Annotated in this window: 19 protein-coding genes; 9 read left to right on the top strand and 10 right to left on the bottom strand. The window is 69.4% G+C overall.

Annotated features, from left to right (window positions below):
* Positions 1-9: 9 nt before the first annotated feature.
* A complete protein-coding gene (locus ACIOSY_RS15860; protein WP_400855026.1) occupies positions 10-1020 on the bottom strand; it encodes a glycosyltransferase family 4 protein in 1011 nt (336 codons plus the stop codon).
* Between the two features lie 59 nt (positions 1021-1079).
* On the opposite strand from ACIOSY_RS15860, the gene ACIOSY_RS15855 reads away from it, so the two are divergent.
* The gene (locus ACIOSY_RS15855) at positions 1080-2267 is read left to right on the top strand and encodes a DUF1972 domain-containing protein (RefSeq protein WP_400855025.1); all 1188 of its coding nucleotides are present in this window, start codon (positions 1080-1082) and stop codon (positions 2265-2267) included.
* Here the strand turns inward: ACIOSY_RS15855 and ACIOSY_RS15850 are convergent.
* Both ACIOSY_RS15850 and ACIOSY_RS15845 read right to left on the bottom strand, forming a co-directional pair.
* The gene (locus ACIOSY_RS15850; protein WP_400855023.1) at positions 2264-3598 is read right to left on the bottom strand and encodes a hypothetical protein; all 1335 of its coding nucleotides are present in this window, start codon (positions 3596-3598) and stop codon (positions 2264-2266) included. The genes ACIOSY_RS15855 and ACIOSY_RS15850 overlap by 4 nt on opposite strands.
* A gap of 7 nt (positions 3599-3605) precedes the next feature.
* Positions 3606-4988, bottom strand: coding sequence for a polysaccharide biosynthesis tyrosine autokinase (locus ACIOSY_RS15845; RefSeq protein WP_400855022.1), 1383 nt, complete (start codon positions 4986-4988; stop codon positions 3606-3608).
* A gap of 132 nt (positions 4989-5120) precedes the next feature.
* Between ACIOSY_RS15845 and ACIOSY_RS15840 the strand changes: the two genes are divergently transcribed.
* On the top strand, positions 5121-5780 hold the full coding sequence (locus ACIOSY_RS15840) for a hypothetical protein (RefSeq protein ID WP_400855020.1): 660 nt from the start codon (positions 5121-5123) through the stop codon (positions 5778-5780).
* Here ACIOSY_RS15840 and ACIOSY_RS15835 read toward each other — a convergent pair.
* The 5 genes from ACIOSY_RS15835 to ACIOSY_RS15815 all read right to left on the bottom strand — a co-directional run bounded on the left by ACIOSY_RS15835 (position 5777) and on the right by ACIOSY_RS15815 (position 12986).
* Positions 5777-6925 (bottom strand): glycosyltransferase family 4 protein, encoded by a 1149-nt coding sequence (locus tag ACIOSY_RS15835; protein WP_400855017.1) that lies wholly within the window; start codon positions 6923-6925, stop codon positions 5777-5779. The two genes, ACIOSY_RS15840 and ACIOSY_RS15835, sit on opposite strands and share 4 nt — an antisense overlap.
* Before the next feature lie 116 nt (positions 6926-7041).
* Complete coding sequence (locus ACIOSY_RS15830) at positions 7042-9600, bottom strand: right-handed parallel beta-helix repeat-containing protein (RefSeq protein ID WP_400855015.1); 2559 nt, start codon at positions 9598-9600, stop codon at positions 7042-7044.
* Between the two features lie 269 nt (positions 9601-9869).
* Positions 9870-11204 carry a phenylacetate--CoA ligase family protein gene (locus ACIOSY_RS15825; protein ID WP_400855013.1) on the bottom strand — a complete coding sequence of 445 codons (1335 nt, stop codon included), beginning with the start codon at positions 11202-11204 and terminating at the stop codon, positions 9870-9872.
* Complete coding sequence (locus tag ACIOSY_RS15820; protein WP_400855010.1) at positions 11201-12250, bottom strand: glycosyl transferase; 1050 nt, start codon at positions 12248-12250, stop codon at positions 11201-11203. The genes ACIOSY_RS15825 and ACIOSY_RS15820 overlap by 4 nt, the downstream gene beginning before the upstream one ends.
* Entirely contained in the window at positions 12243-12986 is a 744-nt protein-coding gene (locus ACIOSY_RS15815; RefSeq protein WP_400855007.1) for a CDP-alcohol phosphatidyltransferase family protein, read from the bottom strand. Before ACIOSY_RS15815 ends, ACIOSY_RS15820 begins: the two co-directional genes overlap by 8 nt.
* Before the next feature lie 94 nt (positions 12987-13080).
* On the opposite strand from ACIOSY_RS15815, the gene ACIOSY_RS15810 reads away from it, so the two are divergent.
* From ACIOSY_RS15810 to ACIOSY_RS15800, 3 genes are all read left to right on the top strand, one after another.
* On the top strand, positions 13081-14013 hold the full coding sequence (locus tag ACIOSY_RS15810; RefSeq protein ID WP_400855005.1) for a glycosyltransferase family 2 protein: 933 nt from the start codon (positions 13081-13083) through the stop codon (positions 14011-14013).
* Positions 14014-14083: 70 nt separating this feature from the next.
* The gene (locus ACIOSY_RS15805) at positions 14084-14725 is read left to right on the top strand and encodes a hypothetical protein (RefSeq protein ID WP_400855003.1); all 642 of its coding nucleotides are present in this window, start codon (positions 14084-14086) and stop codon (positions 14723-14725) included.
* 14 nt (positions 14726-14739) lie between these two features.
* Positions 14740-15978: a hypothetical protein gene (locus ACIOSY_RS15800; protein WP_400855001.1), complete on the top strand. Its 1239-nt coding sequence runs from the start codon at positions 14740-14742 to the stop codon at positions 15976-15978.
* Here ACIOSY_RS15800 and ACIOSY_RS15795 read toward each other — a convergent pair.
* The gene (locus ACIOSY_RS15795) at positions 15975-17183 is read right to left on the bottom strand and encodes a glycosyltransferase (RefSeq protein ID WP_400854998.1); all 1209 of its coding nucleotides are present in this window, start codon (positions 17181-17183) and stop codon (positions 15975-15977) included. The two genes, ACIOSY_RS15800 and ACIOSY_RS15795, sit on opposite strands and share 4 nt — an antisense overlap.
* Before the next feature lie 152 nt (positions 17184-17335).
* Here ACIOSY_RS15795 and ACIOSY_RS15790 point away from each other — a divergent pair, with 152 nt between their 5' ends.
* Positions 17336-17791 carry an adenylyltransferase/cytidyltransferase family protein gene (locus ACIOSY_RS15790; RefSeq protein ID WP_400854996.1) on the top strand — a complete coding sequence of 152 codons (456 nt, stop codon included), beginning with the start codon at positions 17336-17338 and terminating at the stop codon, positions 17789-17791.
* Between the two features lie 2 nt (positions 17792-17793).
* On the opposite strand, the gene ACIOSY_RS15785 is transcribed toward ACIOSY_RS15790, so the two are convergent.
* Positions 17794-18186: an SIP domain-containing protein gene (locus ACIOSY_RS15785; RefSeq protein WP_400854994.1), complete on the bottom strand. Its 393-nt coding sequence runs from the start codon at positions 18184-18186 to the stop codon at positions 17794-17796.
* An 81-nt stretch (positions 18187-18267) separates the two neighbouring features.
* Between ACIOSY_RS15785 and ACIOSY_RS15780 the strand changes: the two genes are divergently transcribed.
* From ACIOSY_RS15780 to ACIOSY_RS15770, 3 genes are all read left to right on the top strand, one after another.
* Entirely contained in the window at positions 18268-18531 is a 264-nt protein-coding gene (locus ACIOSY_RS15780) for a glutaredoxin family protein (protein ID WP_400854992.1), read from the top strand.
* A gap of 72 nt (positions 18532-18603) precedes the next feature.
* Positions 18604-19980: an MFS transporter gene (locus tag ACIOSY_RS15775; RefSeq protein WP_400854990.1), complete on the top strand. Its 1377-nt coding sequence runs from the start codon at positions 18604-18606 to the stop codon at positions 19978-19980.
* Positions 19981-20026: 46 nt separating this feature from the next.
* Complete coding sequence (locus tag ACIOSY_RS15770) at positions 20027-21793, top strand: aldehyde dehydrogenase family protein (RefSeq protein ID WP_400854988.1); 1767 nt, start codon at positions 20027-20029, stop codon at positions 21791-21793.
* The last annotated feature ends 11 nt before the right edge of the window (positions 21794-21804 follow it).

Below are 21804 nucleotides of genomic sequence, written 5' to 3'. Positions count from 1 at the left end.
GTCGGTCCGTCAGAGCAGGATCGCGGCCAGGTGCGCGCACATCTCCCGGGTGGTGAATCGTTCCTCGACCTGGCGTCGCCCTGCGACGCCCATCGCTTCGGCGCGCTGCGGATCGTCGAGCAGACCGATCAACCGCTCCGCCATCGCGTCGGCATCGCCGAGAGGAACGAGATGTCCCGTGCGCCCCTCGGCCACGTACTGCGACATGCCGGGGGTGTCGGTGTTCACGACGGGGCGCCCGGTGGCGAAGGCCTCGAGCGTCACGGTCATGCCCGACACGTGCAGGTTCGGTCGCGTGGCCGTCGCGATCACGGATGCCGTCGCATAGAGCTCGTGAAGCTCGCCGTGGCTCATCCGCTGCACGATCTGCACGCCCTCGGGAGCATCCGTCGCCGAGGTCTGGACGATGAGCTCTGCGTCGGGTCGCGCCTCGTGCACCCGGGCGAGCGCGCGGAAGAGCGTCTGCGGGTCGCGGTCGCGGTCGTTGCCGATGCTCACGATGCGCGGACGCTCGGGGAACGGCTGCGGCGAGAAGAAGTCGGCGTCGACGCCGAACGGCACCGCGACGACGCGCGGCCCGGTGGTTCCGAACATCGCGCGCAACGGCTCCACCTGCGCCTCGCTCAACACCCACAGGGTCTCCGCGCCGCGGAGGACGTCGATCAGACGATCGGGCACCGTGCCACGCTGCACCATGTCGGTGAGCCAGATCACTCCGGAGGCGAAGCGGCGATGCGGGGTGGCGACCTGCATGCGGAACGCGGCGTTCTCGTCCCACGTGAACGCCGTCTCGACGCGCTGTCGGGGGCCGAGCCCCGCACGCGCACGCAGTCGCGCGACGCGGCCGGGGGCCGGCAGGTCGAGCACGGCCACCGGGGCGTACTCGCAGAGCCCGTCGAGTCCGTAGGGCCAGATGCTCGGCACCTCGCCCGCGGAGTGCCGCCGCTCCCAACGCGTCACCGAGTGCTCGGCGGGGAAACCCCAGACCAGGGGGTGGCGTTCGTGCTGCGCGGTGGACACGGCCTCAGGATAGCCCCACGGCCCGGAGCGGTGTCGGCGCCCTCGGGCATACTTGTGCGATGCACACCGCCACCGATCCGTCGTCGACGTCCTTGCGCATCGCCCTCATCGGCACCCGCGGAATCCCCGCCGCCTATGGCGGGTTCGAGACCGCCGTCGAAGAGGTGGGTCGTCGTCTCGTCGAGCGCGGCCATCGCGTGCTCGTGTACGGACGCGATGCGGGCACCGCGGGCGATGTGCATCTCGGCATGCGGCGCGTGACGCTGCCCGCGGTGCGCCAGAAGGCGCTCGAGACCCTGAGCCACACGGCGCTGTCGACGATGCATGCGGTGACCAGGGCGCGCCCGGATGCCGCGTTCGTGTTCAATGCGGCGAACTCGCCGTTCCTCCCCCTGCTGCGGGCGCGGCGCATCCCCGTCGCTCTCCACATGGACGGCCTGGAGTGGCGTCGATCGAAGTGGGGGCCGCGCGGCAAGGCCTACTACCGCTCGGCCGAGTCCTTCGGTGTTCGCCAGGCCGACGCGATCATCGCCGATGCCCCCGGCATCGCCGACTACTACGAGCACCAGTTCGGGGTCGGCAGCGAGATGATCCGTTACGGCGCCCCGCTGCTCGATGAGGCACCGACCGACGGCATCCGCGAACGGGGTCTCGAGCCCGGCGGCTACCACCTGGTCGTCGCCCGCTTCGAACCCGAGAACCACGTGCGCGAGATCGTCGAGGGCTATGCGGCATCCGCTGCGACCAAGCCGCTCGTGGTCGTGGGTTCGGCGCCGTACGCGGCCGAGTACACGGCCGACATCGATCGGATCGCTGCCGCCGACCCGCGCATCCACCTGCTGGGTGCGGTGTACGACCAAGAGCTGCTCGACGCGCTCTACCACCACGCTTTCACGTACCTGCACGGCCATTCGGTCGGCGGCACGAACCCGTCACTGCTGCGCGCGATGGGTGCCGGCACTGCAGTGATCGCGTTCGACGTGGGCTTCAACCGGGAGGTGCTCGACGGGCAGGGGTGGTACTTCGCCGGGCCGTCGGGTGTCGCCGCCGCGGTCGACGCCGCCGAAGCGGACGCGTCTGCTGTCGAGACGACCGGCCTGCGCCTGCGCGACCGCGCGGCGGAGGCGTTCTCGTGGGACGACGTGGCCGCCGCGTACGAAGACCTCGCCGTGCGGCTGGTCGCCGGCGAGTCCATCCACCCGCACGCCCGCCGCGCCCGCCGCGCGGATACGGAGTGGCCCGGCTAACCGACCTCGACGTCGGGCGAGGCCACCGGATCGACCTCCGGCTTCAACAGCCGTTCGCGGTGCCGATGGATGTAGATCGAGTACGGGATCACCTGGCAGACGAGCAGCGCGAAGCACACGCCCAGCAGCGGGCCGACGATGCCGAGCAGCGGGGTCAGCACGAGCGAGAGCACGATGCTCACGGCCGCCATGGCGAGGGTCGGGATCACCTGGAAGCGGATGCCGGGCTTGTCCATGATGAACATGCCGAGCGGGTACACGGCGGCGGTGAGCATGATCATCGCGCCGAACGCGAGGATCGTCGATGTGCGCACGTCGAGCTCGCCCCGGGTGATGAACTCGAACAGCCACGGCGAAACGAGCCAGACGAAGAACGTCGCGACCGCGATCGCCCCGGCGAAGAGCAACGAGAGCAGGTACGGCCCGCGCTGCAGCTGTCCCTTGTGGCGCAGCCGGGCGAACTGGGGCCACAGCGCCACTCCGGCGGCCATGACCAAACCGTTCAGCGCGAAGAACACCTGCCCGGCGACACCGTACTCGGCGACGTCGGTCGGCGTGCCGAACTGGGCGAGCACGTAGCGCTGCGACCCGACCGCGATCGGGTACGTGACCATCTGCGCGAGCATCGGCCAGCCGACGTCCATCACGCGCACGCCGGGCACGCTGCGCCAACGGAACAGGTTCTTGAGTGCCGACGGGATCAGCGGCCGCGTCGAGCGGGTGACCAGCAGGAACCCGACGATCGCCGAGAACAGCGACGCACCGTACGAGGCGATCGCGAGGAATGAGTCGAGGTCGCGCCCGCCGAAGGTGAGCATGAGCCAGACTCCGCCGAGCGTCACGGGCGAGATCATGCCCTGCACCAGGATCACGAGGTGGTTGCGTCGCTGTCCGAGCAGGATGCGGAACCAGACGCCGAGGGTGATCGACAGGCTGAAGAGCGTGATGCAGAGGAACGCGGCGAGCGCGGCGCCGGGAATCGCTCCGGCATCTCCGAACAGCGCACGCCACCCGCCCGTCACGAGGAGCACGGTGTTGATGACCATGAGCCCGGTGGCGAACATCAGCAGGATGCGGCCGACCGAGGTGACCTGCAGGCGCAGCTTGCGGTCGGTGCGGATGTCGTCGCTCGTCGCGACTGCATTGACGAGAACCGCGCCGCTGCCGAGGTCGGTGAACGTCAGCAGCGACGGGATCGTGATCAGCAGCGAGTACAGCGCGTAGTGCTGGATGTCGGTCTCGCCGAGGATGAGACGGGTCGTGATCACGCCGCAGACGAGCGACACGACCATGGTCAGCGCGCGGGCGCCGAGTGCCAGAAGAGAGTTCATGGCGCCGTCAGCGCGTGGTTCGCAGGCTGAACCGGGGGCGCACGCCCTTCGGTCGATCGTCCGTGTAGTACGGGCTCTTCGCCGCCCCGCGGATGCCGTTGAGCACGATGCCGAGAACCGGCGTCCTGGTCGACTCCAGCGAGCCGAGGGCTCGTGCGAGGTCGGCGGCCTTCGTGCGGTTGGATCGCACGACGAACAGCGTGCCGTCGGCCATCGTCGACAGCCACAGCGCATCGCTCACCGACAGCACCGGCGCGGTGTCGATGATGACGTAGTCGTAGGCGTCGCGCGCCTCGTCGACGATGCGGTGCAGTCCCCCGCTCGACAGCAACTGACCGGGGTTCGGGGGCTGGGCGCCCGCGGTGAGGATGTCGAGTCCCGGCCGTCCCCACTGCTGCACGGCGTCGGCGAGTTCGACGTCGCCGATGAGCACCGTGGTGAGCCCGACGGACCCCTCGAGCTGGGTGTAGGTGGCGGTGCTCGGCCGGCGCAGGTCGGCTTCGATGAAGAGCACCGAGCGACCGCCCTCGGCGAGGGTCAGGGCGAGGCCGAGGCTCACCGATGACTTGCCCTCCTGCGCGGAGCAGGAGGTGACGAGGATGACGCGGCGGTTCTTGTCGACGTCGACGAACTTCAGGCTCGCGGCGACCTGTCGCATCGCCTCGGCGACGCGACCGTCGGGCTGCGAGCGGATGATCCGGGCGATCGTGTGGGTGTCGGATGCTTCGGGGATCTCGCCGAGGAGCGCGACATCGGTGGCTTCGGCGAGCGTGCGGGCGGTGGTGATGCGGGTGGCGAACCGGCGGCGCAGCACGGCGAACAGCACACCGAGCGCGATGCCGGCGGCCGCACCGACCGCGACGTTCAGGCGGGTGTTCGGCGAGACGGGAACGGTGGGCGTGCGGGCCGGGGAGATCGTCTCGATCCGCACGGCCGGGGCTCCGTCGGCGCTGACGGGCGAGACATCGGCGACCGCGGTCGCGAGCTCGTCGGCGATCGCGTTCGCGGTGTCGGCAGCACTCTCGCCGTCGGCATCCGTCACGCCGATCTCGATGACGACGGTGTTGAGCGGCACGTTGACGTCGACCCGGCGCGCCAGACGGTTCGGGGTCTCATCGACGCCCAGTTCGTCGATCACCGGATCGAGCACCGTGGGCGAGCTCACCAGCAGCGTGTACGTCTGCACGAGGCTCTGCACGTAGTTCGAGCCCTGCACCAGTTCGGTGGTGCTCTCACCGCGGGTCGGGATCACCATGACCTGCGCTTCGGCCCGATACTCCGGGTCGATGAACTGCGAATACCCGTAGGCGGATCCCGCGCCGAGCACCATGAGTACGACGATCACGATCCAGTGGCTCTTCAACGACTGGAAATAGTCCTGCAGTGTCATGTGTCCCCGTATCCCCTCGGCACGTCGTCGTGCCTTGGTATATCGCACGGTGCCTTCCCCGCGACCATTATCACCTATGTTGGAGGATCGGGCCGGTGCGATCGTGTCGGCACCACGACGGGGGAAACACACGTGACGCACAGACTGATCTTCGTCTGCGAGGCCAACATCTGCCGGTCTCCTCTGATGGAGCTCGTTCTTCGGGCACAGGAAGACGCGTCGGAGTGGCAGATTTCCAGCGCCGGAACACGCGTCGGCCCTGCGGGCGGTCGCATGTGCGCCACGTCTGCCGAGATCGCGACGACCGCCGGCGATGCCGAGACGGAGGTGCTCGCCGCGGGGCACCGCTCCGAGGGCATCGATGCCGACGATCTGCGGGCGGCCGACCTCATCCTCACGGCGAGCCGTGCCGAACGCGGCGCCGTCGCAGCGCTCGTCCCCGAGGCCCGATCGCGGGCATTCACCCTGCGCGAGGCGATCCATCTGGGCGCCGAGCCCGTGGAGGTCCGCGAGTTCGAGAACATCGCCCAGTTCGATGCGGATGCCGCGAACACCACCGGTCTCGCCCGCTACGCCGAGGCGCTGCACGCCCGCCGCGGGTTCACCGCTCCTCCGAAGGCCGGGCGCACGCTGTTCGGCAAGCGCCGACGCAACCCGTACGACATCGCGGATGCGCACCACGATTCGCCGCGCGAGCATCGCGCGATGCTGACGGCGGTCGCCGCCGAGGTGCAGCAGTTCCGGCAGCAGGCCGCGGCGTTCCTCGACTCCGCGGCGGCGGATCCCCGCTAACGCCGCGCGAGCGCGCGGAAGAACTCCGCGGTCGTGCGCCGGTACTGCGCGGGGGCGAAGCGTTCGCGCGCCGACTCCCGATCCGCCACCGCCTGACGGCTTCGTTCCGACCAGTCCTCGGCGACGCGAGTGAGGGCCGCGGCGAGGGCCGGAGCATCCGCCGCCGTCACGAAGGTCGCCGACTCGTAGACGCCCACCGCCTCGCGCAGCCCGGCGATATCGCTCGCGATGACCGGGCGCGCGGCGAGGATGCCCTCGACGGCCGTGTTGCCGAAGGATTCGTCGAGCCGTGACGGGACGACGAGCACATCGGCCTTTGCCAGCAGCGGCCACACGTCGGCCTGGAACCCGCGGTGCCGCACGCGATCGGCCACGGCGAGGTCGGCGGCGCGGTCGCGAAGCGCCCGATCGTAGGCTTCGTTCCCCTCGAACACGGTGCCGATGAGGTCGAGTTCGGCGTCGACGCCCGCATCACCGAGCAGCGCGAGCGCGTCGACGACGACGTCGGGACCCTTGCGGTGCGAGATGCGCCCGACGTAGGCGATGCGCAGTCGGTCGATCCGGGTGCGCGGTTTCGCCACGGCATCCGGCGATCCCACCCCGTTGGGGATGACCGTCGCGCGACGAGCGAGTGCGGGGATCGCGCCGGCGACCGTGCGCCATGTGAAGTCGCTGTTGACGATCAGCCGGTGCGACGCCAGGTGCGGTGCGTACAGCGCGAGGGTGACCGCGCGGGGTGCATTCGGTTCGGCCTCGTGCACGTGGGTGATGGTCGGCACACGCATCAGTCGCCCGACGAGGGGCCACAGGGGCAGCACGATCGTGCTCACGTACAGGGTCTGCGGGCGCAGCCGGCGGACGATCACGATCGATGCCACGAATCCCCGGATCGCATCCCGGATCGAGCGCAGCCAGTTGCGCGGGTGCAGCGAGGACTTGCGCAGCACGAAGGTCGGAGGGAGCAGCACGTCGACGCCCTCCGCCTGCAGGTGCGCGACGAGCGGTCCTCGCGCGGGGAGGGCAACGACGACGCGTTCGCCGGCCTCCCGCAGACCTCGGGCCGTCTCGAGCAGCATCCGGTCGGACCCGAACAGTTCCCACCCGGGGTGCACGAGCAGATGCGGGGGGCGGGGGGCGGCGGTCACGGATCCATTCTGCCCGGGCGGATGCTCCGGCGCTCCCCCGTCTTCGTCTGCGGGTAAGACGGAACCCGCCCGCCCCATCGAACGATGGGACGGGCGGGCGGATCGGATGCCGGGTGTCAGCGTCCTGTGCCGAGCAGAACCGCCCCCGTCGTCACTCCGAGGAGTGTGGCGAGGGCCGCGCTCAGCGGGCGAGCCGTGGCCGCGTTCGCCGCCACGTCGTCGGCCATCGCCGCGAACGGCTCGGGCGACGAGGTCATCGCGTTCTTCCACGCCGGGTTCTTCGCCGCGGCGAGGGCCTGCGGGGTCGAGAACGTCTCGTAGACGTTGCCCGAGCCGCCCCAGGTCACCATCGACGGTCCGCCCTTCGACTGGCTGAAGAGGTTGCCGTCGATCGTGAGGTTCCACGTGTCGACCGCGCGCCCGGTCTGCGTGTCGTGGGCGAAGATGGCCCGCGGTCCACCGGCGCCGAACACATTGTTGCGGATCGTGATGTTGCGCGTGATCCACGTCACGGTCGGGTCGGCCCCGCTCACCCGCGGGTCGCGCCCGACCTTGTGGGTGGCCTGGCGACGTTCGTCCTGCATGAGGTTGATGTCGTGCCGCGAGTTGTTGCCGAGGTCGTTGTTCGTGATGAGCACGTTCTCGGAGTCGAAGACGCGGATGCCCTCCTTGTTGTTGAACGTCTGGCTGCGCGCGATCGTCACCTGCGACGAGAGCTCGGCATGGATGCCGATCTCGGTGTTGTCGTTCGACGTGACGTCGACGATGTTCACGTCGAAGCACGACTCGTCGAACCAGGTGCCGCTTCCCACGTTGCGACTGGTATCGACGTTGGTCATGTCGACACCGCGCGAGCGCGTCACCTTGATGCCACCGGCGACGGGAGACCCGTTGAATCGCTCGTTGTTGTTATCGGTGATGAGCGAGTCCGACACGGTCGAGTTGTACGCGGTGGTCAGCGACATGCCGAGCAGCCCGTTACGACGGATCGTGAGGTTGTCGACGGTCGCGCGGTCGTTGCCCACGAAGAGCCCGATCGTCGCGTTGTCTTCGATCACGAGGTCGCGCAGGGTGATGTCGACGTTGTGCATACGGATGGTTCCGAGCACGTCGTACGAGGTCGCGTAACGCCGCACACCGAAGCCCTTGAGCTGCGAGTTCGCGGAACGCACGTTGAACGCCTGCCCGAGGTCGCTGGCGCGCACCTGCTTGCCCGTCGGGTCGGTGCCGAGGATCAGTCGGTCGCTCGCATAGTCGACGGCGAAGGTTCCCGCGACGACCTCGGATGCCGAGGCGACCTGCTTCTGGGCGACACCGTCGATGAACAGCATGTCGGGGTGGTTCGCCATCGGGTACTTCGGGTCGACGAACCAGCTGGCGTTGCCGTTCAGCATGTCGTCGTCGAACTCAGCCGTCCATCCGGCGCTCACCCACGACGACCCGGACTTCGACCACGAGGTGACGCGGGTGGATCCGTCGAACCAGACCACCTCGCCCGGGTAGGCCTGGATGGTCATGGTCTTGTTGAAGGGCACTTCCACGGACTCGTGATACTCACCGGCACGCACCACGATGGTGGAGCCGGCGGGCGAGGCGTTCACTGCGGCCTGCACGCTGCGGTACGGCGCGGCGGCCGAGCCGTTCTGCGCGCCGGCGGTCGATGCCCCGTTGACGAACACGGCACCCTGGGGCACGGAATACGACGCCGTTCCGACGGTGGCGGAGCCGCGGGCGTCGAGACCGGTTCCCGGCTGGGGCTGCGGCTCGGGTTCGGGTTCCGGCTGCGGCTCCGGTTCGGGTTCGGGCTGCGGCTCGGGCTCGGGCTCCGGCTGCGGAACGATGACCTCGCTGCTCAGCGGGCCCGTGGCGACCGTGGCCTCGAGCGCGTCGAGCTGCAGGGTGGATGGCGCGTTGCCACTGCTGGAGGCATAGCCCCAGATGGCCAGGCCGCCCTCACCGGCGAGCCTGTTCGCCGACGAATCGGTGACGGTCAGCTGCGGCGCACCGGGCGTGGTGCCCGCAGGCGTCAGCCGGGCTTCGAAGGTCACGGCATCCGTTCCGGTGACGGTCGCGTCGAACGTGTACCAGGAGTCGCCGAGGATGCTGCCGGGCACCGTGACCGACTTCAGCTCGGTCTCTTTGCCGCCCTGGGTGCGCAGCACCGATAGCTGCACCTGCCCCTGGGCGTCGGTCAGGAGCCGCACGCGGTACGACGAGCCGTCGCTCTGCACGCGGGTGGTGAAGGCGTAATAGCCGCGCCCGCCGGTCGACGAGAGTCGCACGTCGGCGGAGAGTCGCACGTCTTGCGCCTGCACCGATCGCGGCGTCAGGTAGGCGGATTCGCCGGGCTTGAGCGCGATGGTCGCTGCGCCGTCGGCGACGCTCGCGACAGCCGCACGCGAAGACCACGAGGTGTAGGTGAGCCCGTTGTCGGATTCTCCCCAGCCGGTCGCGGCCGTGCGGTCGAAGTCATCGGCGAGGAGCACCGTGGGGGCGACGGCGGTGGCTGTCGTCGGAGCATCCGATGACACCGGGGAATCGGATGCCGTCGGTTCGGGCTCGACGGCACCGGTGTCGGTGTCGGTATCGGTACTCGTGTCGGTCGCCGTGGGTTCGGGCGCCGGCGTCTCTTCCGCGGATGCGGGAGCGCCGACGAGGCCGAACAGCAGAGTCACGGCTGCGATCGCAGCGGTGGCACCGGTGGCCGCCAGGCGAGGGGAGGGATCGGAAGGGTGAAGGTGACGTCGAAGACGCAACAGGGTTCTCCTTGGGGTTTCAGCCCGCGTACACCGCGCCCCTCCAACTAGCCCCCTCCAGGGCGAGATGGTGTGCAGTTTTCGGTACGCATCGCCTGCCCGGAGGGCGACGACCAGGGGTCAGTGTACACACGAGCCCTGGGAGATCGTTGCCGAAACGAAATATTCCGACGACACGAGCGCCCGCTTCACTGCGGTGTGGCCGGGGCCTCGCTGCGGATGAACCGCATCTTGCCGCCGACCTGCGCGATGCTGTCGACTTTCTCGAGCGTCACCGGCGCGAGGCCCTTGGTGGCGAATCGCAGACGCGCCAGGGCGCCGTCGATCCCGTGCTGCGCCTCGGCCGAATCGCTCGGGATGCAGCGCAGCGTGACCGCGTAGTCGGCTGCCTGGACGATCTCGAACTGCCGGATCGACAGGGGCGCGTCGTCGAAGATGTGGCCGAGCGCGCCCGCGATCGTCGTTCCGTCGGGCAACCGCACCGCGTCGGACGAACGACCCGAGATCGCTCCCAGTCGCGGCAGACCGCGCCCGCACGCGCACGTTCCCGGAAGGTAACTGCTGATGTCACCGAGTCGGTAGCGAACGACGGGGAACACCCTGTTCGTGAGATCGGAGGCGATGACCTCGCCCTCGACGCCGTGCGGGGCCGGGGCATCTTTCCCATCGACGATCTCGATGCGGCGCACATCGGAGAACACGTGCAGCCCGCTCTGCTCGGCGCACTCCCCCGCCATCCACGGGATCTCCGCCGAACGATAGTGGTCGTAGCAGGGTGCTCCGAAGGCCGACTCGATCTCGGCGCGGGTACCGGGGGTCAGCGGCGCGGCCGTGACGGCGACCGCCCGTGGCGCGGTGACCGAGAGCCCCAGCCTCTGCATGCGACGGACCGTATCGAGCACGCCGCCGCCGTACCCGATGAGGAACGGAGGGCGGACGCGGTTCCAGGACCGCACGAACTCGGCGACGGCTTCGTCGGTGATCTGGAAGGCGTCGAGCTGCACGCGGCGCGAGGGCAACCAGCCCAGATCGTGGCGCAGTCGCGCAGCTCCGCTGAGCACGTGCCGGGTGACGATTCCGCGGTCGTCCCAGGGGTTCACCCCCCACCAGTCGAAGAGGCGCCATTCGAGCGCGCGCGCCGGGAATCGCAGATCCCGCAGCAGATGCAGCGGAAGCCCGGTGCTTCCGCCGGTCTTCGACACCACGCTGGTGCGGTCGTTCGCCTCATCGGTGCGGATGCTGTCGAAGTTCTCGCGCAGCATCGCCTTGTCGACGATCGGCAGCGTCGAGAAGGCTGCGGGGTCCCGCAGATCATCGGCTGTGAAACCGTGCGATGAATAGAGCTCGCGATAGAACGGGCTGTGCGCGAATGCGAAGCGGGCATGCTCCGAGGCGCGCTGCGCACTGATGTCGGCGAGGGGTTCGGGTTCGAGCGCGTCGATGGCGAGGAACTCGCGGTACGCCTCGGTGCTGGTGCGTCCGCCGAGCGCGGTCTTGAGCCGGAACGCCGCTTCGCGGATCACGCGTCCGCTCCTCGCGGGCGCACGCCGGCCCGCCGTCCGCGCAGTGCGGCGCGGTACGCCGAGGCATGCGCGGCTCCGGCATCCGCCCATTCGCGGCGCGACAGGTCGGGCCGCTCGGAGGTGATCGCACGCACTTCGCGCAGAGCATCCGTCAACGCCCGCCCGTCGACCTCGCCGTCGTACATCTGCACCCACTCGGGCCCGACCTCGGCGGCGAGCGCCTCGTTGGGCTCGTTGCGCGGCACGAGCACCGGACGATCGAGCGACAGCGCAGCGAGCACACTGCCGGAGTTGTGCATGAACCGGTAGGCGAGCACGACCAGCTCGGATGCCGTGACCAGTTCGACGAGTTCGGCATCGCTGAGGAACGCGAGCTGCAGAGTCACCCCGGGGAGTCCGTCGACGCGTGCCCGCAGATCGTCGGCCAGCTCCTGCGTCGAGGCCTTGCCGCCGATGACCATGCTGAGATCGTCGTCGCGCGTGACCGCCTCGGCGTAGGCGTCGACGAAACCCGAGACGCCCTTGTACCGCCGCACTCCCCCGAACGTGCCGAGTCGTCCCGGCACACGCTCGGCGCGGGGCTGGGGTCGGTACCAGTCGCGGTAGTGACCGTGCAGGATCACGGTGCGCGCCGTGCCCTCGGGCAGCAGCGTCGTCTCATTGAGCACGATGCGATGGTCGGCCTGGTGCTCGATGCGACGCAGCAGCCACAGACGGGCGGCGTTGTCGTCGGGCAGTTCGAGGTTGTGCACCGTGCGCACCACGGCGATCCGGCGGGAGAACGAATGCCGCAGCGACAGCAGCGTCGCGAGCACGTACTTGCCGAACGCCGACACCGGACTGCCCGCGTGCAGCTTGACCTCGGGCCAGTGCCAGTGGAAGACGTCGTACCGCCCCAGGAGCGCGCGCTTCCACGAGAACCGCAGGTGCTCGACCTCGTCGGACGCGGCGAGCGCCTGGTCGAGCATCGTGATGTACGGGTTGGTGGTCACCCGCGGAGCGCCGAACGACTGCATGACCCGGATCGGGCGGCGCTGTTCAGCCATTGCTCTGCAGCCCTCGGATCGACCGGTACCACCGCAGGGCGGCCAGGAACAGCAGCAGCGCGTTGATCGCCGCGAGCGCGGTGTAGATCACGACGAAACCCTGCTGCCACCACAGCAGCGCGAAGGCGAGGCAGAGGAAGCCGTAGTCGCTGGGGATGACGGCGAGCGAGTAGAGCGACCCCGATCGCCACGCTTCGCGCGGCGCCTCTTCGGTCTCGGGCGGAGACTGCAAGCGATGGATGCGCCTCAGGAAGTCGGCGGCGATGATGCCGAAGAAGAACGTGTTGGCGATGACCGCGAAGGCGAGCGGCACGAACAGCCAGACGTCGTCGAGATCGTAGAAGCGGAACCAGCACACGAGCACCGCCAGGTGGATGCTCGCGAGCTTGAGCGAGTCGAAGAAGTGGTCGATCCACTCACCGGCCAGCGAGCCGGTGCCGGTGAGGCGCGCCAGTTGCCCGTCGGCCGAATCGAGCGCGTACCCGAGCACGAGCAGGGCCGCCACGAGCACCGACGACCAGATGGTCGGCGCGAGCAGCGCGATCAGCGCGACACCGGTCAGCGTGCACAGGGCGCTCACGATCGTCACCTGCGCGGGCGTCATCCCCAGCACGAAGGCGGTCGCCGCCAACGGGCGCCCCAAAGGTCGATTGACGTAGCGCGAATACGCGGCTGCGCCCTTCGATGATTTCTGCGCCTCTTTCAGACGCAGCATTGCCCCACGAATCTCTGACACGACATCTCCCCAGGTGGCGTCAAATGTAGCCTTCACTATAGCCACAGGGTCCCTCATGCGGGTCCTGGGTTCGAACAACGGGGAGAACGCACCGATGGATGCAGCGAGAGCGCTGGCGATCGTCGTGGTCAACTACGCCTCGGCAGGGCTGCTCGCCGAGAATCTGGTGGCCACCGCCGACGCGGTTCCGGATGCTCGCATCGTCGTCGTCGACAATCGTTCGAGCGCCGAGGAGCGCGCCCTGGTCGAATCGCTGTGCACCGCACAGGGCTGGCACCTCGTGGCGATGCACGACAACGCCGGCTTCGGCGGCGGCGTCAATGCCGGAGCCGCCGCCGCGTTCGACGAACTCGGCGCGACGGACATTCTGCTCCTCAACCCGGATGCGCGGATCGACGCGCGTTCGGTCGCCCTGCTCGCCGACGCGACGGCCGACGGCATGACCGTCGCGTCGCCCCGCGTCGAAGACGTCGCGGGGCGTACGTGGTTCGCGGGCATGGATGTGTACCTCGACGACGGTTCGATGGGCGGTCCGCGCCGACGAGATCGCGAACCGGATGCGCGCCGACTCCCCTGGCTCAGCGGCGCATGCCTGTGGATCCCGAAGGACGTCTGGGCGCTGGTGGGCGGTTTCCACGACGCTTACTTCCTCTACTGGGAAGACGTCGACATCTCAGTGCGGGCGGCGCGGGCGGGCGCCCGTCTGCGCGTCGTCGACGACGCGCTGGCCGTGCACGACGAGGGTGCCACGCACCGGTCCGACGCGCAGCGTCCCGAGGCGAAATCCGAGCTGTACTACTACTACAACATCCGCAATCGCCTGCTCTTCGCGGCGCTCCTGCTCGACCCGGCGGATGCCCGGGCTTGGTCCCGCTCGGCCTGGCGCAATGCCTGGCAGGTGCTGCTTCGGGGTGGGCGGCGCCAGTTCGTGCGCCCGCTCGCCCCGCTGCGCGCCGCGTGGCGCGGAGTGCGCGACGGTCGTCGACTTCTCGCACAGGCAGGTTCGCCGACGGGGCCCGCGGTCTAAACTCTGATCACCGGTCCCGCACTCCACGGGTTCCGGAATGGGGAGACATGGGGAACACGGGGGTCATGCGATGACTGCGAACGAGGTGACACCGCCGAATCGTCGGCGCGTCTGGATCACACTGTCGGTGCTGGTGGTCGTGATCGCACTGGCGGTCGTCGGGGCGATCTTCGTGCCACCGCTGCTCGCAGGGACGCCGAGTCCGTCACCATCGGCGACCCCGACCGTGCCGCCGCGCGACATCGTCGACCCCGACGCCCCGCGCCCCACGCAGACGCCCCTGCCGGCTCCGGTCGAGAGCGACGCACCGTTCGCCGAGCTCACGCCCGTCGAACCCGATCAGACCATCGTGACCGACGAGGGCATCGAGATCTCGCTGTCGAAGCTGCAGGCCGTTCAGGGCGAGGCCACCCTCGCCGGTGAGACGTCGGGCCCCGCGATCCGCGCGACCGTGCGGATCGTCAACACCGGCTCCGAACCGCTCGACCTCGAATACGTCACCGTCAACGCCTATGTCGGCGAAGACCGTGCGCCCGCGGGCACGCTCACCCAGCCCGGAGGAGCCCCGTTCGAGGGCGAACTCGCACCGGGAGCATCCGCCGAGGGCACATACATCTTCAGCGTCGCCGAGGCCGACCGCGACGACGTCACCCTCACGGTCGACTACCTGTTCGGCGCGAAGATCGCCGTCTTCCGCGGAGACCTGCGCTGAGCGCCACCTCGAGCATGCTCCACGCGGAGAAGTACACCACCACGTCGATCGTGGCGGCCGCTGCTGCCGCCGCCACGGCGATCAGGTACCAGTTCGGTCCGGGTGTCAGCCTCTCGTTGATCGCCGCGATCGTGCTGCTGCCGGTGTGGTGGTCGGCGCTCGGAAAGTTCCGCTTCGCCCGGTTGCTGCTGTCGCTCGCGGTGATCGCGACGGTGTGGGGCGCCGTATTGACCCTGTTCGAGACGATGCGCCCGGTGTCCACGAGCCTGCTGCTGGAGCAGTCATTCACGCTGCTGTCACTCGCGGGCGGAATCGGGGTGCTGCTGTGGTCGCGCACCCAGATCGGACTCGGCGGCACGGCCATCGCGTTCGGGGTCGGCGCCCTCGCGAACGTCGTGCTGACCGGTGGCAATTCCGCGAACCTGTGGAAGTACTCGCTCGCGGTGCCGGTGATCATCATCCTGCTCGGCATCACGGCCACGAATCGCCGCCGGTGGCTCGATCTGCTCGCGCTCGGCGCGCTGGCCGCCGTCTGCCTGGCATCCGATTCCCGATCGATGACCTCGTTCCTGCTGCTCGCCGGCGTGATCGTGCTGTGGCAGATCTTCATGCCTCCGGGCAGCCGTCGGCCCCGCCCGCTGCAGACCCTCGTGCTGTTGGGGGTGCTCAGTCTGGCCGCGTTCAGCCTCCTGCAGGCCCTGATCCTCGACGGCGCTCTCGGCGATGCGGCTCAGCAGCGCACGCAGGCTCAGATCGATACATCGGGTTCGCTGATCGCGGGCGGTCGCCCCGAGCTCGGCGCCGCGACGGCCCTGATCTCGGAACGCCCGCAGGGCTTCGGCAGCGGTGTGCTGCCGGTCTCGCACGACGTGTGGATCGCGAAGACGGGCATGAGCGAGCTCAACTACGACCCCGACAACGGGTACGTCGAGGGCTACATGTTCGGCGGGCAGTTCGAGGTGCACTCCGTGGTGGGCGATCTGTGGCTGCGTTTCGGGCCGGTCGGCGCGGCTTTCGCCCTCGTGCTGATCGTGTGCGCGATCTACGCCGTGGCACGCAGCGTCTCGCTGAAGGCGGCATCCGGTCTAGCCGTGTGGTTGACGCTGCTGGGAGCCTGGGACACGTTCTTCAGCCCGCTGCTGACCTCGTCGCGCACGCTCGCCCTGCTGTTCGCACTGACCGCGATCCCGCTCGCCGAGCTGGCCTCGCGCACGACGACACCGGCGCCGAGCACCGCCGCCGTGAACCCCTAGAGTTCGCCCGGCCGCATCGCCTCGTGGTCGATCGCACGGATGATGCGCAGCGCCGCCGTGTCGGGCTTCGGTTCGGTGCCGGCACCGCGACGACGGGGGGCGTAGACGACCAGCGAGTGGAACAGGAACCGGGCGAAGAACGCGACGATCAGCGAGAGTCCGGTCGCGAGCACGCTCGAGATGTGCCACGTCTCGACCATGAGCGCCATGACCGGGATGCGCAGCGCCGCTTCGATGCTGTTGAACGCGAACGATGCGGCGAACCGCTGCCACACGCCGCGGGCATCGGTGCGCATATCGGCGAACACGAAGCGTTCCTGCAGCAGGAAGTTGCCGATGATCGTGACGCCCGCGCCGACGATCGCCGCCCAGATGTAGGGCACTCCGGCCGCCGTCAGCGCCCACATGATCGCCAGGTTGGCGACGGCGCCGATCACGCCGATGAGCGCGAACAGCGACATCTTTCCGAACCGCAGCCGCGCCAGGTGCGCGATGAAGGTTCCGCCCTGGCGCAGGCTCGCCTTCGAGGTGCCGTGGCGTCGCTCGCCGAACTCCATCGGGACTTCGGCGATGCGCAGATCGGTGCGGGCGAGGATCTCGAGCAGGATCTTGAATCCCTGCGGCTTGAGGGCGGCCAGGTCGAGGCGGCGCCGGTCGACGAGGAAGAACCCGGTCATCGGGTCGGTGCTGCGCGCGAGTCGGATCGGGAACATCGCCCGCGTCAGCCACGTGGCTGCGCGCGAGACGCCGAAGCGCACCGCCGTGCCGAGCCCGCTCGTGTCACCGCCGCCGATGTACCGCGACGCCGCGACGACATCGGCGTCGCCCTCGGCCTGCCGCGCGAGCAGAGCGGGCAGCAGTTCGGGCGGATGCTGCAGGTCGCCGTCCATCACGATGCACAGGTCGGATGCCGCGGCGTTGAGCCCCACGACGACCGCGCCGCCGAGTCCGCCGGTGTTCGACTCCCGGTGGATGACCCGCACGGGGAGCGGAGCATCCGCCGCGATCCGGTGGATCTCGGCAGCCGTGTCGTCGGTGCTGTCGTCGACGAAGAGGATCTCGGCGTCCCAGCCCGCGAGGGCGGTCGCCGTGCGGGAGACGAGTTCGGCGATGTTCTCGCGCTCGTTGAAGGTCGGCACGATGACCGTGACCGTCGACCCCATGTCGCCCCCTCCGCGCGCCGTGGCGCGGATCCATCGTGCCATGTGTTGCTATGCGCCGGAAACCTCGACCCCGGCTGCGCGATGAAATCAATGGTCGCGGAGGCGTGGCGGCGGCGTTAGACTGACCGATGCGGCTGTGGGAGTCGCGGCGGATGGGGATCCGTCTTCTGGGGAATTACTGATCTGGGGAGATCATGGGGACGCGTATCGGCTACGCCGCGGGAGCATTCGACCTGTTCCACGTCGGGCATTTGAACCTTCTGCGCCACGCCAAGCAGCAGTGCGACATTCTGATCGCCGGCGTCGTGAGCGACGAGATGCTGCGCGAGGTGAAAGGCATCGAGTCCGTCATTCCGACGGCGGAGCGTGCCGAGATCGTTCGTCACATCTCGTTCGTCGACGACGTCTACGTCGAGACGATGCCGGCGAAGATGGATGCCTGGCGCGACGTCCAGTTCACGCACTTCTTCAAGGGCGACGACTGGCGCGGCACCGACAAGGGCCTTCGCCTGGAGCGGGAGTTCGCCGAGGTCGGCGTCGAGGTCGTGTACTTCCCGTATACGGCTCACACGTCGAGCTCGACCCTGCGGCGAGCGCTCGACGCGATCACGGCGGGCGCGGGGGCTCCGGCTCTCGCGTCGTCGCGCTGACGTCAGTTCGAGACGCCGAGCAGGCTGCGCGCCATGCGCGCGACGTGCGGCGGCGTGTGCGGGCCGAGCCACACCGTCCACTGCGCGGGCGGTTCGCTGCAGGCCCACTCGACGCACCAGGAGTGCACGGCGTTCGCCAGGCGCTCCCCCTTGGTGTGGGCGCGGATGCCGTCGCTTCGCACCAACCACCGCACCGAGACACCGTCGGGCACGTCGATGTGACGCATCTGGATGCGGGCGGCGGCTTCGAGCAGGATCACGCCCATCGCGTCCCACGGGAGGCGGGCGGCGATCCCCGCGATGACGCCGGCGTCTGCAGCATCTCCGGCGATGAGCACGGCTCCCTCGATGTTCTCCCAGTCGGGGTCGTCCAGGTGCTCGCTCGCGCTGTTCATGACTTCAACTATAGGTAAGGCTACCCTTACCGGCAACCCTTTTTCAGCCCTCACCCTGCGGAAGCGTCTTACGCTTGTCTCATGACTTCTCCTGCTGAATCCACCATCACCATGTTCGGCGCCGACTGGTGCCGCGACTGCATCCGCACCAAGAAGCAGCTCGACGAGCTGGGTGTCGAGTACACCTACGTCGATCTCGTCGCCGACCCGGCCGGTGCCGACGTCGCGAAGGAGATCTCGGGTCGCACCAACATCCCCGTCGTCGTCTACCCCGACTCGTCGCACCACGTCGAGCCGTCGAACGCCGACGTCGAGTCGAAGCTGCGCGAGCTCTCCCTCATCTGACGCGCCTCCGCGCCGTCGCGGTGCGGTGATGCGGCCCCTTCCGCCGCGACACCGCACCGCTACACTGGCGCGATGAGCACAGAGGCTCGACCCGAACGAGCATCCGTCCGCCTGTCACCACGCACGATCGTGCTGTACGCGATCGGCTCGCTGGGGACCGGCGGTTATGCCACGCTGCCCGGCCTCGTGCTGACGTACTTCCTCACCGACAATCTCGGTGTCGCGGCTCTCGCCGCCGGTCTCATCGTGACGGCCGCGAAGATCTGGGATGTGGTGATCGACCCGCTCATCGGCGCCGCCTCCGACCGGCAGTTGGCTCGCACCGGCTCGCGTCGCGGCTTCATGGTCGTCGGCGCACTCGCGCTCCCCCTCTTCTTCGCGCTCACCTTCGCGGTGCCTCCGTCGTGGGGCCCGGTCGCCGGCGCGATCTGCGTGCTTCTGGCGTTCCTCGGCACCGCCACCGCGTTCAGCCTGTTCCAGGTGCCGTACGTGGCGCTGCCCGCCGAACTCACCGACAGCTACGACGAGCGCACGCGTCTGCTCGGCTGGCGCGTGGTGGTGCTGACGGCATCCATTCTTCTGTTCGGCGCCGGCGGGCCCGCCCTCCGCAAGGCCGGCGACGACCCGGTGCAGGGCTACCTGCTCATGGGGATCGCCGCCGGCATCGTCATCGGCGTCGGCATGCTCATCGCCGCACGCACGGCGGATGCTGCGGCCGCCCGTCGCGCGGGCGACCAGCCGTCCGCCCCGCCGGCGGTCGGCCTGCGCGAGCAGTATCTCTCGGGGTTCCGGGCGCTGCGACGCAGCCAGCCGTTCCGCGCACTGCTGGGCACCTTCCTGCTGCAGGCGCTCGCCACCGGAACCATGCTCGCCGGAGCGCAGTACGTCGCGACGTGGGTGCTGCGGTCGGAAGACGCTGTGACCTTCGTGTTCGTCGCGCTCGTCGGCCCCGCGCTGATCGCGACCCCGGCATGGACGGTGATCGCGCGCCGCGTGGGCAAGGAGCGGGCGTTCGCGATGGCGAGCGTGCTGTTCACCCTGGCGGCGGCATCGATCACGATCGCCGTCTGGGCTCCCGGCGCATGGATCTACGCGTCGGTCGCGGTGGCGGGAGTCGCCTACGCCGGGCTGCAGTCGCTGCCGATGGCGATGCTGCCCGACGTCATCTCGCACGATGAGCGCACGAGCGGAGCGGGGCAGGCCGGCACCTTCACCGGCATCTGGACGGCCGGGGAGACGGTCGGGTTCGCGCTCGGCGCGACAGCGGTGTCGCTGACGCTCGCCGCGACGGGGTACATCTCGACGGTGGCGGGGATGACCGTCGAGCAGCCGGATGCCGCGATCACGGGCATCGTGCTCAGCTTCAGCATCCTGCCCGCCGTGCTGATGCTCGCGAGCCTCGCACCCCTTCGCCGCTACCGGCTGCGCCGTTACGACATCGACGCCTGAGCCAGAACCTCGGCATAAGCTGGGATCCCGTTCGAAGGAGACGCCGATGACCTCCACGCCCACCGCGCCCGCGAAGCCCGCGCCCACCCACGAGATCGGTGAGGGCGAACGCGAGCGGCTCGACACCGCGATCGCGGCGCTGCAGACGGGAACGCAGGCCTGGACCGCTCTCACTCTCGCGCAGCGGGTGACGCTTCTGCGCCAGGTGCGCACCAGCGTCGCGACGACGGCCGAAGACTGGGCGACCACGGCTGCGGCGTCGAAGGGTCTCGACCGGGAGCATCCGCTGCGGGGCGAGGAATGGTTGAGCGGGCCGTACAGCGTGCTCGGCGCGCTCGACGCCTACATCGAGACGCTCTCTCGCCTGGCCCGCGGAGCCAACCCGCTCGACGGCATCACGATCGACCGCGCTCCGGGCGGACGCACGCGCGTGCACGCGTTCCCGCTCACCGGCATCGACAAGTTCCTGCTCTCGGGCTTCACGGGCGAGGTGTGGCTCGAGCCGGGGATCACTCCGCGCGCCGCCCGGGCATCCGCCGGTCTCGGCCAGCGCACCCCGACCGAGTCGGGCGGTGTCGGCCTGGTGCTCGGCGCCGGCAACGTCACCTCGATCCCCGTGCTCGACGTGCTCTATGAGCTGCTCGCCTCGAATCGCACGGCCCTGCTCAAGGTCAACCCGACGCAGGATTCGCTGGTGCCGATCTACAAGCGCGCGTTCGCGCCGCTCATCGAACCCGGATTCCTGCGGATCGTGCGGGGCGGCCCGGCGGTCGGTGCGTACCTGACCGCCCATCCCGACCTCGCGCACGTGCACGTCACGGGATCCGCGGCGACGTTCGACGCGATCGTCTGGGGTCCGAAGACGTCGACCGGCAACCGCCGCAAGAAGCCGCAGCTCACCAAGCCCATCACGGCCGAGCTCGGCGGCGTCTCGCCGATCATCATCGTGCCCGGCGCGTGGACCGACGCCGACCTGCGTCACCAGGCCGAGCATGTCGCCACGATGCGTCTGCAGAACAGCGGGCACAACTGCATCGCCGGGCAGGTCGTCATCCTGTCGTCCGATTGGGATCAGGCGGATGCTTTCCGTGCCGCGCTGCGCCGGGCCTACGCGAATGCGCCGGAACGTTCCGCCTGGTATCCCGGGTCGGCGTCGCGCATGCAACACGCGGCCGACGACTACCCCGACGCTCTCGTGCTGGGCGACCGCGTGCTCGTGGAGATCGAGGGCGACGACGATGCCACGGCACTCGAGAACACGGAGTACTTCGCGCCCGTGCTCGGCGTCGTGACGGTGCCCGGCACCGGCCAGGAGTTCCTCGATGCGGCAGTGGCCTACGCGAACGACAAGCTGCAGGGCACGCTCGGCGCGAACCTGCTGATCGACCCGGCGACCGAGAAGCAGCTCGGTGCCGGGTTCGAGCGGGCGATCGCCGCCCTGCGGTACGGATCGATCGCGATCAACAGCTGGACCGCCTTCGCCTTCATCACGCCGACGCTCACCTGGGGAGCGTTCCCCGGCAGCACGATCGACGACGTGGGCAGCGGCATCGGCGTCGTGCACAACGCGCTGCTGCTCGATGGCGTCGAGCGCTCGGTGCTGCGCGGGCCGTTCCGTCCGTTCCCGCGTTGGATCGCTGGGTTCCTGAGCCTGTCGAAGGGCGGCGGCGGTCGCATGACGATCCTGCCGACGCCGCCGTGGTTCGTGTCGTCACGCACGGGGGCCGAGGTCAGCGAAGGCCTCACCCGCTACCGCGCGACCGGCAAGCTGCCCGGTCTGGTGAAGACGCTCCTCGCGGCGCTGCGCGCCTGAGTCGCGTCCCG

Source organism: Microbacterium sp. NPDC087665 (genome assembly GCF_044743285.1).
Taxonomy (GTDB): Bacteria; Actinomycetota; Actinomycetes; order Actinomycetales; family Microbacteriaceae; genus Microbacterium.
This window is presented reverse-complemented; position numbering and strand designations above follow the sequence as displayed.